Source organism: Sphingobacterium chungjuense (assembly GCF_011316935.1).
Taxonomy (GTDB): domain Bacteria; phylum Bacteroidota; class Bacteroidia; order Sphingobacteriales; family Sphingobacteriaceae; genus Sphingobacterium; species Sphingobacterium chungjuense.
In genome coordinates this window covers 546,394-562,076 of record NZ_WLYS01000001.1, presented here as the reverse complement: position 1 = coordinate 562,076, position 15,683 = coordinate 546,394, and the positions used below count along the sequence as shown (strand labels likewise).

The 15,683-nt window shown below is 42.2% G+C and carries 13 protein-coding genes; 11 read left to right on the top strand and 2 right to left on the bottom strand.

Annotated features, from left to right (window positions below):
• Positions 1 to 8: 8 nt before the first annotated feature.
• The 10 genes from GKO22_RS02585 to GKO22_RS02540 all read left to right on the top strand — a co-directional run bounded on the left by GKO22_RS02585 (position 9) and on the right by GKO22_RS02540 (position 11,654).
• The gene (locus tag GKO22_RS02585; RefSeq protein ID WP_166332529.1) at positions 9 to 1,004 is read left to right on the top strand and encodes a glycosyltransferase family 4 protein; all 996 of its coding nucleotides are present in this window, start codon (positions 9 to 11) and stop codon (positions 1,002 to 1,004) included.
• 1 nt (position 1,005) lies between these two features.
• Positions 1,006 to 2,151, top strand: a complete 1,146-nt coding sequence (locus GKO22_RS02580; RefSeq protein ID WP_166332528.1) for a glycosyltransferase family 4 protein — start codon at positions 1,006 to 1,008, stop codon at positions 2,149 to 2,151.
• Positions 2,152 to 2,166: 15 nt separating this feature from the next.
• A complete protein-coding gene (locus tag GKO22_RS02575; protein ID WP_206367783.1) occupies positions 2,167 to 3,342 on the top strand; it encodes a glycosyltransferase in 1,176 nt (391 codons plus the stop codon).
• A complete protein-coding gene (locus GKO22_RS02570; RefSeq protein ID WP_166332527.1) occupies positions 3,330 to 3,902 on the top strand; it encodes a WcaF family extracellular polysaccharide biosynthesis acetyltransferase in 573 nt (190 codons plus the stop codon). Before GKO22_RS02575 ends, GKO22_RS02570 begins: the two co-directional genes overlap by 13 nt.
• 3 nt (positions 3,903 to 3,905) lie before the next feature.
• Entirely contained in the window at positions 3,906 to 4,811 is a 906-nt protein-coding gene (locus GKO22_RS02565) for a glycosyltransferase family 2 protein (RefSeq protein ID WP_166332526.1), read from the top strand.
• Positions 4,812 to 4,821: 10 nt separating this feature from the next.
• Positions 4,822 to 6,057, top strand: a complete 1,236-nt coding sequence (locus GKO22_RS02560) for a WcaI family glycosyltransferase (protein ID WP_166332525.1) — start codon at positions 4,822 to 4,824, stop codon at positions 6,055 to 6,057.
• A gap of 13 nt (positions 6,058 to 6,070) precedes the next feature.
• Complete coding sequence (locus GKO22_RS02555) at positions 6,071 to 7,525, top strand: capsule assembly Wzi family protein (protein ID WP_166332524.1); 1,455 nt, start codon at positions 6,071 to 6,073, stop codon at positions 7,523 to 7,525.
• Between the two features lie 50 nt (positions 7,526 to 7,575).
• A complete protein-coding gene (locus tag GKO22_RS02550) occupies positions 7,576 to 8,961 on the top strand; it encodes a nucleotide sugar dehydrogenase (protein WP_166332523.1) in 1,386 nt (461 codons plus the stop codon).
• Between the two features lie 66 nt (positions 8,962 to 9,027).
• Positions 9,028 to 10,026, top strand: a complete 999-nt coding sequence (locus GKO22_RS02545) for a mannose-1-phosphate guanylyltransferase (RefSeq protein ID WP_166332522.1) — start codon at positions 9,028 to 9,030, stop codon at positions 10,024 to 10,026.
• 71 nt (positions 10,027 to 10,097) lie between these two features.
• Positions 10,098 to 11,654, top strand: coding sequence for a gliding motility protein RemB (locus tag GKO22_RS02540; RefSeq protein ID WP_166332521.1), 1,557 nt, complete (start codon positions 10,098 to 10,100; stop codon positions 11,652 to 11,654).
• Positions 11,655 to 11,740: 86 nt separating this feature from the next.
• On the opposite strand, the gene GKO22_RS02535 is transcribed toward GKO22_RS02540, so the two are convergent.
• The gene (locus GKO22_RS02535) at positions 11,741 to 12,241 is read right to left on the bottom strand and encodes a hypothetical protein (RefSeq protein ID WP_166332520.1); all 501 of its coding nucleotides are present in this window, start codon (positions 12,239 to 12,241) and stop codon (positions 11,741 to 11,743) included.
• A 247-nt stretch (positions 12,242 to 12,488) separates the two neighbouring features.
• Between GKO22_RS02535 and GKO22_RS02530 the strand changes: the two genes are divergently transcribed.
• Positions 12,489 to 13,142 carry a hypothetical protein gene (locus GKO22_RS02530; RefSeq protein WP_166332519.1) on the top strand — a complete coding sequence of 218 codons (654 nt, stop codon included), beginning with the start codon at positions 12,489 to 12,491 and terminating at the stop codon, positions 13,140 to 13,142.
• Positions 13,143 to 13,223: 81 nt separating this feature from the next.
• Here the strand turns inward: GKO22_RS02530 and GKO22_RS02525 are convergent, their stop codons facing one another.
• A complete protein-coding gene (locus tag GKO22_RS02525) occupies positions 13,224 to 15,671 on the bottom strand; it encodes a TonB-dependent receptor (protein WP_166332518.1) in 2,448 nt (815 codons plus the stop codon).
• Between the last annotated feature and the right edge of the window lie 12 nt (positions 15,672 to 15,683).

Here is a 15,683-nt window from a genome sequence, read left to right as displayed (position 1 = left end):
AGAGATTTATGAAAAAAGTAACATTCTTTTTTAGACCACCGATGAAAAACGTCTTTAGCATCGAAACAGTTTTTGATATACTACAGAATGAAATTTCGAAAACTTATACCATTTCATCATATTACTGTACCAATAAGTGGAAACGTTTCTACTCCTATTTCAAATCCATGAGTGTTACAAGCGATATTAATCATATAACAGGTGATATCCATACAATCACTCTTTTTTTAAGAGGCAGTAAAACGATTTTAACGATTCATGATGTAGGAGCACTAGAGCGTGGTGACGGAGGGAAAACGAAGCAAGGTCTACACAAATTTCTATTTAGGAAGCTATGGTTCGATTGGCCTCTGGCTAGAGTAAAGTACATCACTACAATTTCTGAATTTACCAAGGCTAGAATTCTCGAAAATACAAAGAACATCAGTCCTGAAAAGATTCAGGTGATACATAATCCAGCTGCTGATGATTTCAAATATAGTGACAAGGATTTCAATTGTGAAAAACCTCTCATTTTACAGGTAGGTAGCGGTGAACAAAAAAACCTATATAGATTGATTGAAGCAGTAAAAAACACGTCTTTCAGACTGCTGCTTGTGAGAAAGCCCGACCCCACAATTGAAAAGTTGCTTATAGACAACAATATAGAGTATATATGGCATTCTAATATATCTAGATCTGAGCTTTATGATTGCTATTGCCAGTCTGATATTGTGTACTTTGCTTCTGAATATGAGGGTTTTGGAGTTCCTATTTTAGAAGCCAATGCCGTTGGGAGGCCTGTAATCACAAGTACTGTGGCTTCTATGCCCGAAGTAGCTGGTGATTCGGCTATTCTTGTTGACCCATTTGATGTTGACCAAATCAAGATGGCTTTAAATAATCTTCGAAATAACGTTGAATTGAGAAGTCAACTTATTCAGAATGGAGCTGAGAATTTAAAGCGTTTCGATAAGGAGTTGATCGCTGCTAAATATGTGGAGTTGTATAAACAAATAGATTAATATGAAAACACATCGTAAGCTTTTCTTTTGGCAAAATACGAATAGCATTCATCAATCTGCATTATTGGAATCATTAGCAAAGAATCCGATGTATGAGGTGCATCTAATTGTTACGGAGGCGTTACCAGAGTTTAGAAAAGCTATGGGGTGGCAGGAACCTAAGCTTTATAATGTGAACGTACATAATTGCGTTGCAGGAGAGTTGCCACTGTCTTTTCTGCAAAAATCTACAGAATCAGATGTACACATTTTCTCGGGAATCAATGCTTTCCCCAATGTGCACAAAGCATTTAGATATGCTATTAAAAACGCCAAAGGATTAATATCAGTCTTTTCAGAACCATTAGATTATAGAGGAATTAAAGGGAAGGTTCGGATTATGCGCGCCTATTACCATAAGATTAGATTTGGTAGGAAAATAGATTTTATACTAGCAACAGGGAAGTATGCTGTCGAACAATTTTTAAATGTTGGATATGCGAAAAGTAAGGTATTTGAATGGTCTTACGTAGTCCATAAATCAAATACTCTGATTCCGAATCATGATGCTGATCTGGATGAAAATTTTCGTATAATTTTCGCTGCATCACTTATTCCGCGAAAGGGATACGACATCCTTTTGCGAGCGGTTAAAATGTTACAAGATATTCCGGTTCAGTTAGATATGTATTGCGTCAATGAGAAGAATAAGGAAGATGTGTCTACAATTGTAAATCAACTCGACCCTAGTCACTCTTCCTGTAAGGTGTCATTTTTTGAATTCTTGCCAAACGATGAACTTAGAAATCAAATCAATAATTATGATTTATTGGTGCTTCCAAGTAGACATGATGGCTGGGGAGCAATAATAAATGAGAGTCTGATGGAAGGTACTCCCGTAATCGTGAGTTCTAATTGTGGCTCCAGTTCTTTAATAAATTATCGACAATTTGGTAATGTGCTAAAAGAGTTAAACCCGGATAGCCTTAATCTTATACTAAGGTCGCAAATACAAAAGGGGAAAGTTGGTAAAGATCTTCGGAAATCGAACAGGGATTTGGCAAATAGAGTGATATCTGGAGAGGCAATGGCCTCATATTTTAACCAAATTCTATCCTATCAAATTGGGCAAGTCAATATAATGCCAAAGCCGCCTTATAGCAAATAAAGAACTAGAAGTAATATGAAAATACTACGCGTCATATCGTCAATGAATCCAGCCTCTGGTGGCCCTTCCCAAGGAATCCGTAATGCTGTTCCTCAATTGAAGGCTTTAGGGATAGAAAATGAGGTGCTTTGTTTTGATGAACCTAATGCAGACTATGGTATAGATGATAATTTCGCAGTTCATAAGATTGGTCCAGCAAAAAGTCCATATGCTTATGTACCAACATTATCAACGTGGTTGGAAGCGAATATCTATAAATTTGATAAAGTGATCATTCATGGATTATGGCTTTACAATAGTTTCGGCACATTCAAAGTGTGGAATCGCCTTAAAAAAAAGAATCAGGAAAAACTTCCTTCACTCTATGTCATGCCCCATGGAATGTTAGATCCCTATTTCCAGCGTGCGGCAGAGAGAAAGTGGAAAGCACTAAGAAATCTTTTTTTCTGGCATATAGTTGAAAATCAAGTTATCAATAATGTGGATGGAGTCCTGTTCACTTGTGAGAGAGAACTAATCTTGGCACGAGAAACGTTTAAAAATTACCACCCAAAGGCGGAATTGAATGTGAGTTATGGTGTGCAGCCTCCACCGTCAACAACACCTAATATGACAGCAGAATTTCTAAAAGTATCTGGTCTTGGTGCTACCGAACCATATCTTTTGTTTTTAAGTCGCATTCACACAAAGAAAGGAGTGGATATATTAATAGATGCATATAAATCAGTGACTGCCAAGAGACTAAAATTGCCAAAGCTGGTGATTGCTGGCCCTGATGATAGTGATTATGCACAACAGCTGATGCAGAGTACGAAAGGGAGAGAGGATATAGTATTCACAGGGATGCTGCGCGGTGATGCTAAGTGGGGTGCTATTTATGGTTGCGAAATTTTTATCCTACCATCGCATCAAGAAAATTTTGGTATTGCGGTTGTCGAAGCGATGTCCTGTGGAAGACCAGTGTTTATTACTAAGCAAGTTAATATCTATACCGTAATTGAAGATAGCGATTCGGGAATGGTATTCGAAGACAACCTGTCATCAGTTATTGATGTCCTGCGCAATCTCTCTATCAATTACAGTGCTGACGAGCTGAATAGAATGGGAATAAATGCTAAGAAGACTTACGAAGAGCACTATCTTCCTACAGGTGCGGCTCAGAAATTTATAAATGCGATATGTCAAAAATAAACACAGATACGTATACAGGAGCCTCTTTCTCTTTGCAGAATAAGTTGGCGAGAGTAGTTTGGGGCGTAGTATATGTCTTATTTTTTCGTTTCTCTCCTCGGCCATTGCATGCATGGAGGTCTTTTTTGTTGAGGCTTTTCGGAGCTAGCGTTGGGAAAAATGTGCATGTGTACCCAGGAGTGAAAATCTGGGCGCCTTGGAATCTTACATTGGAAGATGAATGTGGAGTTGGAAGCGGTGCCATACTCTATAGTCAAGGGCAGATCACACTCGGTAAGCGCAGCATTGTTTCACAAGGTGCTTATATATGCACGGGTTCTCATGATTATACCAAAATTGGACATCCCCTCATTACTGCCCCAATTACAGTAGAAGCGCATGCGTGGATCGCTGCCGAAGCGTTTGTGCATCCCGGCGTAACGATAGGAGAAGGAGCGGTTATAGGCGCTCGCTCGGTTGTAATCAAAAATATGGAACCCTGGATGGTGTGTGCCGGTAATCCTTGCAAAGCCCTTAAACAGCGTATCATCACAGATCAAACTACACCAAAACAGAATTAGCTCATGCTTGATATTTCTACCATAATTCTAACGTTCAACGAAGAAAAACACATTGCTCGTTGTATCGAAAATGCCCTTCAATTTTCCAAAGCGATCTACCTCGTTGATTCGTTCTCCACCGATAGAACAAAAGAAATTGCTGAATCGATGGGAGCTATTGTTTACCAAAATAAATGGGAAAATAATTATGCACGCCAGCTGAACTGGGGACTTACTAATATACCAGTGACCACGGAGTGGGTATTCCGACTAGATGCTGATGAGTATCTTTCTGCCGATTTGATCTCCGAGCTTAATGCAAAAGTGCCTCATGTACCTGCCGATATTACGGGATTGGTCATGGAACGGAAAATGGTTTTTTTAGGTAAAACGATTAATCGGGGAAATATCAAATGGAATATGTTGCGGTTGTTTAAGTATGGAGTAGGTACCTGCGAAGAACGCTGGATGGACGAGCATATCGTATTAAGTAAAGGCAGTTCTATACAGCTTGATTATTGTTTTTTTGATGACAACCTCAATCCACTGGGTTGGTGGATCACGAAACACAATGGTTATAGCATTCGGGAAGCCATTGATCTACTTAATATTGAATTGGGTTTTTTGCCTGATAATGATCAACCAGTTACTTCTGAAATGGCCAAAGATGCGGAAGAAAAGCGCCTGAGAAAAGAGAAGTATGCCAGCATGCCACTGTTTTGGCGTTGCTTTATCTACTTTATATATCGCTATTTCTTCAAGTTGGGATTTACCGAAGGTAAAGAAGGTTTTCTATGGCATTTTATGCAAGGCTGGTGGTATCGATCATTAGTAGACGCCAAGGTATATGAAATTAAGAAACATTGCGGTAGCGATGCACAGAAGATTAAGGCATTTGTCAAAGATAATTATCAAATAAATATAGGCTAGTAGGGATCGTATGAGGATTTTAATACATGGGATTAATTACGCACCCGAACTAACAGGTATTGGGAAGTACACAGGAGAAATGGCAGAATGGTTGGCTGCGCGTGGACATGATGTGCATGTACTTACAGCCGTCCCTTATTACCCAGAGTGGCAAGTGCATACAGACTATAGAGGAAAAAACTGGCATACAGAGATATTGCGTGGTGTCCATGTGCATCGCGTGCCGCTGTACGTCCCGAAAGAAGTGACATCAGTCAAGCGTATTATCCATGAATTCTCTTTTCTGGCAGCTACTATACCTTTTTGGATAAAAGCCCTGTTCTCTAAAAAATTTGACCTTGTCTTTTGTATCGCGCCTCCCTTTCACCTCTCGTCGTTTCCATGGCTGTATGCTGGCATAAGGCGAACCGTGTGGATAAATCACATACAAGATTTGCAGGTGGATGCAGCAAAAGATCTGGGAATGATTAAAAATCAGACCTTCTTGCGAGCTATGTTTGGCTTGGAGCGCTTCTTTTTAAACCGAGGTGCCCGAGTGTCGACCATTTCCGAAGGAATGCAGAAAAAGATTTTATCTAAAGGGATAGTACCACAAAAGCTTCTTTTTTTTCCTAACTGGGTAGATGGCAATGCCATTCAACCTTTGACAAAAGAACAATCGCTGCGTACTGAAATGGGGTTTTCTCTCGAAGATAAGATTGTCCTTTACAGTGGTAATCTTGGTGAGAAACAGGGCTTAGACAGCATTATTCGCGTTGCTGCGCAATTTAAAGACGATAGCGATGTCAAATTTGTGATCTGCGGCTCAGGAGGAGGAAAGGATAAGCTGGTAAAGCTTGCGGCAGAAAGTTCCTTATCCAATGTGTATTTTTTTCCGCTACAGCCGTACGAAAAGCTCTCTGCTTTATTGGCTATGGCCGATGTGCATTTAGTATTACAGAAATCGTCTGCAGCGGATCTTGTGATGCCAAGCAAATTAACGGGTATATTGGCTTCGGGAGGGTGTGCTCTGGTCACTGCAAGCGCAGGAACCACCCTTTTTGAGGTAGTTCAAAAATTCAATATGGGGATCTTGGTAGATCCTGAAAGCGATTCAGCATTAGAGCAGGGCATCAAAACAGCATTGTTTACCGATGTGAGCTTACTGAAACAAAATGCAAGACAGTATGCGCAGCAGTATCTGGAAAAGGAAGAAATCCTCCAGTCTTTTGAACAGAGAGTGATAAGATTGACGAAAAAAGATTAAAGCAGAGAAAGCTATGAAGAAACTAGGAATATTTTTAAGCATTACCTTTTTATGTATTAGCGCCTACGCGCAGTCTCGTTTTCCAGATTCCCTTCGTGTGCAAGTCGGAGCACAAGCTCAGGCTGCGTCCGAATCCTTTCAACCCTTGTGGACAAAGGCCAACCGTTTTGGAATGGCCAGTGATCGGCAATTCGATCAGATTACTTGGATAGAGGCGACTAATGCACATCATCTTGGTGGAATAAGGATATTCAGTGATTCGGTATCGCCTCTCACATTAGATTATGGTGCTACCGCATTCAATTCCGAACATTACAGTAGGCTTGTTTTGCAACAAGCTTACGCGCAGTTGCGTTATAAAAATTGGTTTATTCGTGCTGGTCGTCATCGCGATTTGTGGGACGATTTAGATCCACAACTTTCTATGGGTTCGCTAGGAACTAGTGGTAATGCCTTACCCATTCCAAAGATTACGATCGGCATTGATGACTATGTTAATATCCCCTATACGAAGGGAGTTTTACAGTTTAAGGGGATGATGGGACACGGCTGGCTAGGAAGCAATCGGTTTATGAATTCTTGGCTGCATGAAAAATCGTTTTATGGAAGGGTTAATTTAGGGAAATGGAAGCCTTATGGTGGAATTCAGCACTATGCCGAGTGGGGCGGTCAAAGACCTTCCGAAAACATCTATCTTGATCGATCTTTTCGAGGTTTTTTGGATGTGCTTTTCGTTCGAGAGTCAAATGATGGCTCTCTACCAATCGAGTTAGAAGAGGGAGGAACACGGCCAAATCGTGCAGGTACACAACGTGGACTTGCTGAATTGGGCGTATACTATGATCATGATGCTTATAGTTTGCATTTCTACAACCAGACGCCTATTGAAAGCGGAACAGGAATTGATATTCGAAATATAGACCGTCTACTAGGCGTCCATTTTCGCAACAAAAAACAAGATCAAGTACTGCAAGACCTAGTGGTGGAATTCATACATACCAAACAAATGGAGAGCTTTGGGAAAGAAATGCAAAGCTATTATAACAATGGTGCGATGAAAACGGGGTGGGAATACGAACAACTAGTTGTTGGAAACCCTTTGTATACGAACAGAGAGCAAGCAGCGAATTATTTACCCATTGAGCCATTTGATTGGAGAGGAACCGCGCCTATACCGGGAAACCATAATATCGTGAATAATCGTTTGATCGGTGGTAATATCGCCGGTATGTTTCGTGTTGCTAATGCGTGGACTGCGCTGGCTAAGGTCACACCAGTCATGAACTATGGTGCTAGAAATTACGCACAGTACTATGGAAATGAAGATGGTTTATTTCAATGCTATTCATTAGTAGGAGTTTCTCATAATAGAGGTTCTTGGCAATTCAATGCCAATTTAGCAGCTGATTTTGGTAAATTGTATCAAAATGTTGGTGGTACAATTGGCGTAAAATATCAGGTTAGATAAATTAAAATTTTAAGTAAATAAAAGATAATTAGCACTTTCATTAAGACATCATGACTACCATAAAAAAAATAACGTGTATCGGTGCCGGCTATGTTGGCGGACCAACCATGTCTGTGATTGCACAGAAAAATCCGAACGTAGAAATCACCGTGGTCGATTTGAACCAACAGCGGATTGCGGCTTGGAATGACGAAAACCTAGAAAATCTTCCGGTTTACGAGCCAGGTTTGGATGCGGTGGTTGGTGAAGCGCGTGGTCGTAACCTTTTCTTCTCTACCGATGTAGATAAAGCGATCGATGAGGCGGATATGATCTTTATCTCGGTCAACACGCCAACCAAAACCTATGGTAAAGGCAAAGGGCAAGCGGCAGATTTAAAATTTATTGAGTTATGTGCGCGTCAGATTGCAGCAGTAGCCAAGTCAGACAAGATTGTAGTCGAGAAATCAACATTGCCTGTACGTACAGCCGAAGCATTGAAAAGTATCTTGGATCATACCGGGAATGGGGTGAATTTTCATATTCTATCTAACCCTGAATTCTTAGCAGAAGGTACCGCGGTAACCGATTTGCACAATCCCGATCGCGTACTGATTGGCGGTGAAGATGCAGAAGCGATTGAAGCTTTGGTACAAGTGTATGAAGCTTGGGTGCCGAGAGAGCGCATTTTGACGACGAACTTATGGTCTTCAGAGCTTTCTAAATTAGTAGCAAATGCCTTTTTGGCGCAACGTGTTTCTAGTATCAATGCCATCTCCGAATTGTGTGAGGTTACCGGTGCTAATGTCGATGAAGTAGCCCATGCCATTGGTAAGGATAGCCGTATTGGCAGCAAATTCTTAAAAGCATCTGTAGGTTTTGGTGGATCATGTTTCCAAAAAGACATTTTAAACTTGGTGTACATCGCTCGCTCTTATCACTTAAACGAAGTGGCTGATTATTGGGAACAAGTAATCTTGTTAAACGATCATCAGAAAACGCGTTTCGCAGAGCGAATCATCAAAACCATGTACAATACCGTTAATGGTAAGCAAATCGCTTTCTTGGGTTGGGCATTTAAAAAGGATACCAACGATACGCGCGAATCAGCGGCAATTTATGTCGCAGACCATCTGTTAGACGAAGAGGCAAATATCATCGTGTACGATCCAAAAGTATCTGCTGAACAAATCTACCGTGATTTGGATTATCTCGGCACGCGGTCTCCAGAAGATAATCGTCGTTTAGTGACTGTGGTGAATACAGCAGAAGAAGCGGTAAATAACGCCCACGCAGTGGCTGTATTGACGGAATGGGATGAATTCAAACATTACGATTGGGCGAAAATCAAGGAAAATATGAAGCGTCCAGCATTCCTTTTTGATGGACGTAAATTGCTTGATGGGGCGGAGCTAGAAAAACTAGGCTTTTCTTATTATGCGATAGGAGAAGGCTAAGAGAAAGAGAAATACCATAACTTTACAAACAGATCATCATTTACAACCAAACTTAGTCATCAAGCTGTGAGCAACATCATCCACGTAATTCTGACAGGCGGCGTAGGAAGTCGGCTGTGGCCTTTATCTCGAAAAAGCAATCCCAAGCAATATTTAAAACTATTTAAAGAAGGTTCGCTCTTCGCGATGACCGTGATGCGCAATCAAACGCTGTGCGACCAAGTGACGGTAGTGGGCAACTGTGACAATCATCAATTGAGTCAAGAAGTGATGGATGCACAAAATATCGGCTACACCGATATTATTGAAGCTACGCCACGTAATACCGCTGCGGCTATTGCCTTCGCGGCCTTTGCAGCAAATCCAGATGATATTTTGATTGTAACACCATCCGATCACGTGATCGTGGGTGACGAAGCCTACAGCCAAGCGATGCAAGCCGGGATAGCCAAAGCGCAACAAGGCTATATCGTGACCTTCGGTATTAAACCAGTACGTCCAGAAACAGGCTACGGTTATATTGAGTTTCAAGAAGATCAAGTGCTTTCCTTCCGCGAGAAACCCAATCAAGATACGGCCGAAGACTTTATAGAGAGAGGAAACTTCCTGTGGAACTCAGGGATGTTTTGCTTCCGAGCAGACACGCTATTACACGAGTTGCAGCAGTTCGAGCCGCAGGTATATGCTACGGCATTAGCTACTTGGAAAAGCCAGAAGGAAGGGCGCTTGGATGAAGCCTTGTCGAAGAAAATTCCATCCATTAGTATCGATTATGCCGTGATGGAACGCTCCAAGAAAATCCGCGTAGTGGCGACAGAGTTTGCTTGGTCTGATTTAGGATCTTTCGAATCATTGTACGATTACTTGGTACAAACTGGACATCCGGTCGATGAAAACGGCAATATGGTGTTGGGGTCAGATTTATATACGGCCTTTGTTGGCTTAAAAAATACCATCGTAGTATCAACGCCAGATGCGATGCTTTTTGTCCAAAAGGAAAAATCACAAGACGTTAAAAAAGTCTATAATACCTTGGAAAAGCATCAATCCAAATTGATCGATTAGTCCAAACTTAACTTAGGCGAACATTCTGTTCTAAAAAGCGTATCTTCGATTCATCAATATTTGATGGATCGATGGATACGTTTAAAAAGACACACTACTTCACTAAAAGATTATCGCTTTTTCTCTTCTTTGCTGGACTTACACAATTTGCCATAGGGCAGATTACGTATCAACCCTATTCCTATCAACGATATCAGTATTTTCAGAAAGAACTGTATAACGATACGACTCTCGGGCATACTGCCGTAAAGCCTTTGGTTAAAAAATCATTGGGCTATTCTGACGATCCGCTGCGACCTGCCGACACGTCTAAAAATTGGTTTCTTCGCAAAATATTTGATGAGCATCTGGTACAGATCGTGAAGGAGGACCATACCTTTTATCTCGATTTTTTGCCCGATTTAATAGTCGGAACACAACGTGGCACAGATCAAAAAAACTTGTGGACCAATACGCGTGGCGCACAAGCAGGGTTGACCGTAGGGGAGAAGTTCTCCTTGTATGTCAATTTTTTTGAAAATCAAGCGCGCTTTCCAACCCATATAGACAATAGCGCTTTGCGCATTGGTGGTCTACCTGGCCAGGGGTTTTCCAAGAATGTTCCAACTAGCGAATTTGACTGGATGAATACGACGGTGAATATGACTTACGAGGTCGATACGGCATTTCGCGTCACTTTAGCGTATGATAAATTGCATATTGGCGATGGATATCGCTCCATGCTAGTGTCCGAAAGTCCCTACAACTTTGCTCACGCTCATTTCTCTGGAAAGGTGAAGCGTTTTCAATACAATAGTATCTGGGGTACCATGTTAGATAGGTTCAATCCACGTGAGTACGGTGGTGATCAGGCATTCACCACACGCTTAGGAGAGGGCGTAAAGTATGCGGCTTTTCAATATGTGGATTATCTTGCAACCAATAATCTGACGATTGGTGCATTTCATTCGCTTATCTGGGCGCAAGATCATGGTCTGGAGGAATCGGGAGCAAATGGTGGTTTGGGCTTAAATGTCAAGTATCGACCAATTCCTAAATGGATTATTTATGGACAGCTGTATGCGGATCAACTTTCCAAGTTTAGCTTCAACAAAGATAGTGATCGTCGTACTTCCTATCAGTTTGGTGTAAAAACGCATGATTTGTTTAATGTGGATCGATTGAATGCAACAGTCGAATTCAACCAAGCCGCAACATATACTTACCAGAATGAAAACAACCGCATCAATTACAGTAATAACGGCGAGCCGATCGCACATCCAAATGGCGCAAATTTTCGGGAAATACTAGGGATACTGACGTACCGTTGGAAGCGGTTTGATTTGTATGGGCAGGGCATGTATGCTCGTTATGGTGTAGATCCAGATGTATCAACTAATGTAGGTCAAGATATATTTCGGCAGGATATTCCGCAGTTGGGAAATCGTATTGGACAGGGCGATCTTCGCAATCTGTTTTATAATGAGCTAAGAGCAGCCTATATTATCAATCCTCGCTATAATCTGCGCGCAGAGGTAGGGTTTATCAATAGAATTCAAAATGCCCCCAATTCTATTGGAAAAACAACGGCTAACATATTCACGATCGGATTACGATCCACTTTCCGTACTTTCCAGACAGAATACTAAGTGATATAATGAGTTCTCATACAAAGAGAGCCTGATAATATGGATATCAGGCTCTCTTTGTATGATCGGGTCATAGTCAGATCGATTTATTTCATTTCGTTGAGTATAACTGTCCCGTCGTGCTTTTTATCAACCACCAAGGCAATGCTGGATCGCGTAGTATCTGGCTGCTGTGATCCGCTTACCCAACGGTAGGAGAAAACCACTTCGTTGGGTTCAGAGTCACGTAAGCTAATAGGTTGCACGGTGGTGCGTAAATTTGCATCGGGCGCTAACACCGCGATGACGTAATTTTTAGAAAAATCGATTTCGTGTGCCTTCTTGTCTTCTTCGGTGCAATAAAAAATGCGGTCGAATTCCTCTTTAGTTTCTATTTTGGGATTGGAAGGCACTTCTTTCACCGTATGTTTGACCAAAAAATGATCGGCTACTTTGTAGTCGATATGGGTGTTGTCATCTCCTGGTGTAGGTTCTTCCAAAGCAGGATCAACCGCTTGCTCATGGGCGTTTTGTGGGCCACTATTGCAAGCACTCATTAAAAATACGGCCGCGCCTGCGACCCAAGCTAAGTTGGCTATCTTTTTCATATCTTTTCTGTTTTATATTGATAACAACCAGAAGGATAGCGTATTGTTTCAAGGAAAAGTATTTAGACGCTGATTAAAGCTATAGACAGCACAGCATTTCCAGTAATATTCATTTAGCAAATTGAAGTGAGAATTGAACGTTTTGGCAAAACAATTTCGGTTCTCTTTAAGTTCTATCTTCGCCTTAGATGCGGTCTGTTATAACAGTGCTCTTTGTGTGATATTTCCAAAATTGCAATCTATTTTTATGATAAAAATACCATTTCTCATTATGCTTTGCATGCTTTTAAGCACTTCCTCACAGGCACAGTTTAACAGCTTGCCCTTTGAGTGGAATGTGCATGTGGGCGGAAGCTACTTTAGTGCTCCTGCCTTCAGCCGTGCGATGCAGGATCAAGATCTGGGCGCTATCTCACCAGTGGGCATTGACGTGGCATTAGGAATTGGTTATCGGTTGGGAAAAGTGGTCGCAGGTGGAAATGTTTCACGGATGTATGGTATCGGGCGTAACAGTAAATTTGAAGCGACAACGCCAACAGTTTTCGTCGCGACAAACATGTTCCACATCAATCGCTGGGTAGTTGTGCCGTCGCTTGGCTTCGGGGCACAATTCGCTTCAGCACTTCTTGATAAGGATAATATAGGGGGTAGTTTCGATGATTATTTAACCACAGAATCCAATCAAACACGCTTCAGCCACACCACACCGGTGGTAGATCTCGGTATTACCTTCAAGACTTATGATCTTTTTACGGCAACGTATCGTACAAAATTTAAAATGGGCTATCAAACCGGTATAAGTAGGCGGCCGTGGAAAGTGGGGAATACCCAACTCATGGATGCGCCACGCGATCGCACCGGTACGGTCTATCTGCAGCTAAGTATGGGAATCGGTCGGTAGTGCGTTTTATCAGAGCGAAAGAATCGTAAACAACTCTTCTGCCGACTACTAAACTGTCGATAGAAGAGTTGCTGTACTATCTTAGAAACGAATATTCAACCCGAATAAGAAGTTGGTCGTTGCTTGTGGGAAGTAGAAATTATAGAAATTATGCGTACCCGATGGATCAATAGATCCCCAAGTATAACCATTAGTGGCAAATTTAGCATTCAGCACATTGTTGACGGCCAAGTTCAGATCCACGCGCTCTAATCCCCATGCAGACAAGGCATACACCGCGCGAAGATTATTGACAAATGAAGGGTCAATACTTCTGTCTAAGGAGGAAGTATTATCCAAATACATGCGTGACACATATTTACTCGTCAGGCTCAACGCCAAAGGTTCTAATGGGCGGTAAGTAAAATCGCTGGATAATACCGTGCTGGGCGAAAGCGCAATATTCGTTTTGTCATACATGTTCACCTGCTCACCGGCTAATTCCCAAGCAGCATCATAGATTGGAATATACTCTACGAAATTGCGAATCTTATTCGCGCTCAATGCCGCCGTAGCGCGCCATTCGAACTGTGGAGATATTATCCATGCGCCATCGAACTCCACGCCAGTACGATAACTATCCGGAACATTCTGGCGGATGGATCCACCCACATCATTCAGAGCACCTGTCGAGATCAACTGATCTTTGTAGATCATCGCGTAGGCATTCACCCCCAAATTAAACTTTGCTTGGCGCAAGCGATAGCCCACTTCGACATTATGCATGCGTTCTGGTCTTGGGAATTCGTTGAGTGGATTCTCCGCATAATCTTTGCGCACCGGCTCCTTACTCGCGTACGCATACGAGCCATAGATATTTGTCGATTCGTTAATGAAATACGTGGCACCAGCCTTCGGATTAAAGAAATTCAGGTTATCTCGGAAGTTCAGGTATACTGCGCGCTGATCAGGACCTTCTGCCCGGTAGTTGATGTTGCGGTATTGTAGATCCAGATTCAGCAACCAATCCTCCGTTCTGTAATCGGCTTTACCATAGATATTGAAATCAGTCTTTTTGGCATCATTAAAATAGTAGCGATCCCCTAGATTTCCGGTTGAGGCATATCGCGCCCATATAACTTCACCATAATGATCACCAATGTATTCATTGTACGCGCCGCCCACCGTAAATCGCAAATTATTGGAAACGGCATAGTTGGCCGAATAGGTTACCCCGTAAAAATGATTGTCCAACCAACGTTGTCTTACCAAATCCGTGCGAGATATCGTATCGGTACCATGGATAACATTGGGAAGATTATACCGAGAAAGACGGTCATCTGCGCGGAATTCCTCAAAATAACCTGCTCCGCGTGTGTAGTGCAAGGCACTTTGTAAGCTCCATTTCTGGTTGGGCGTGTAGTTGTATTGCAGGTGTGCGTGTGTCTGCTGGTAATTATCCGTCTGGCCATCGTATGTGTAAAAATTGTAGCGGCGGTCTGCATTCAATAAGCGTTCGCGCTCTGGACCGTCATACAATTCCATCGCATCGGCATAGGCAGGTAGCTGCTCCCGATTTCCGGTAAGCAAAGGCTCTGGCGTGCCATACCAAGATTGGTAAGTCGTTTGTTTTCCAGAGAACAATGTCGCTTTCAAGGTGTGTTTTTGTGTGTACAATCCGCCATCCAGATAAAAGGATTGCATGTTGGCTGAAGCGCGCTCCACATAGCCATCCGTCGCGATGCGCGATAAGCGTGCATTGAAAGCATATTTATCTTTTAATAAACCGGATCCCACTTTGACCGTGTTTTTCCAAGAGTTGAATGATCCGTAGGAATTATTCAACTCGGCATAAGGTTGCGTTTCCAATACATCGGTCTGGATATTGACCGAAGCCCCAAAAGCACCAGCGCCGTTGGTAGATGTACCAATACCACGCTGCACCTGTATACTCTCTACCGAGGACGCAAAGTCGGGTAAATTCACGAAAAATGAACCCATACTTTCGGCATCGTTCAGCGGAATGCCATTTAAAGTAATGTTAATCCGTTCATTATCTGATCCGCGAATACGCATGCTGGTGTAGCCGATTCCGGCACCGGCATCCGAGCTAACGACCACGCCAGGAGTTTGATCCAACAAGAAAGGAATATCTTGTCCCAAATTTGTTTTGCGGAGTTCTTCTTTGCCGATGTTCCGAAACGTAGTCGCACTGTTTTCACGCGCTCTTGTTGATTGTACAAATACTTCTCCGGTCTGCCGTATAGCAGGTCTTAAAGTGATTTTTACGCTAGATTGCCCTGTCGGAATAGTTTGAGATACCGTTTCGTATCCTACATAACTTACCCGTACTAACATAGAGGCCGTACGTGTAGTGAATAAGGCGCTGCCACGTGAACTTGTTGTTTGTGTTACATTGCCCATAATTACTGTGGCTCCGCTGATCGGTTGATCTTGCTCATCGATCACAAGAATAGAAATTTGTTCTTGCGCTAATACCACGCAGGCCATCAGGCAAAGCGTGCATAAAGCAAAATAGTGCTTCATCATGTTAATTTGTTT

Excerpts from the sequence above, each read along its gene's own strand:
- GKO22_RS02585 (WP_166332529.1), top strand. The coding sequence starts at position 9 with ATGAAAAAAGTAACATTCTTTTTTAGACCACCGATGAAAAACGTCTTT.
- GKO22_RS02580 (WP_166332528.1), top strand. The coding sequence starts at position 1,006 with ATGAAAACACATCGTAAGCTTTTCTTTTGGCAAAATACGAATAGCATT.
- GKO22_RS02575 (WP_206367783.1), top strand. The coding sequence starts at position 2,167 with ATGAAAATACTACGCGTCATATCGTCAATGAATCCAGCCTCTGGTGGC.
- GKO22_RS02570 (WP_166332527.1), top strand. The coding sequence starts at position 3,330 with ATGTCAAAAATAAACACAGATACGTATACAGGAGCCTCTTTCTCTTTG.
- GKO22_RS02565 (WP_166332526.1), top strand. The coding sequence starts at position 3,906 with ATGCTTGATATTTCTACCATAATTCTAACGTTCAACGAAGAAAAACAC.
- GKO22_RS02560 (WP_166332525.1), top strand. The coding sequence starts at position 4,822 with ATGAGGATTTTAATACATGGGATTAATTACGCACCCGAACTAACAGGT.
- GKO22_RS02555 (WP_166332524.1), top strand. The coding sequence starts at position 6,071 with ATGAAGAAACTAGGAATATTTTTAAGCATTACCTTTTTATGTATTAGC.
- GKO22_RS02550 (WP_166332523.1), top strand. The coding sequence starts at position 7,576 with ATGACTACCATAAAAAAAATAACGTGTATCGGTGCCGGCTATGTTGGC.
- GKO22_RS02540 (WP_166332521.1), top strand. The coding sequence starts at position 10,098 with ATGGATACGTTTAAAAAGACACACTACTTCACTAAAAGATTATCGCTT.
- GKO22_RS02535 (WP_166332520.1), bottom strand. The coding sequence starts at position 12,241 with ATGAAAAAGATAGCCAACTTAGCTTGGGTCGCAGGCGCGGCCGTATTT.
- GKO22_RS02530 (WP_166332519.1), top strand. The coding sequence starts at position 12,489 with ATGATAAAAATACCATTTCTCATTATGCTTTGCATGCTTTTAAGCACT.
- GKO22_RS02525 (WP_166332518.1), bottom strand. The coding sequence starts at position 15,671 with ATGATGAAGCACTATTTTGCTTTATGCACGCTTTGCCTGATGGCCTGC.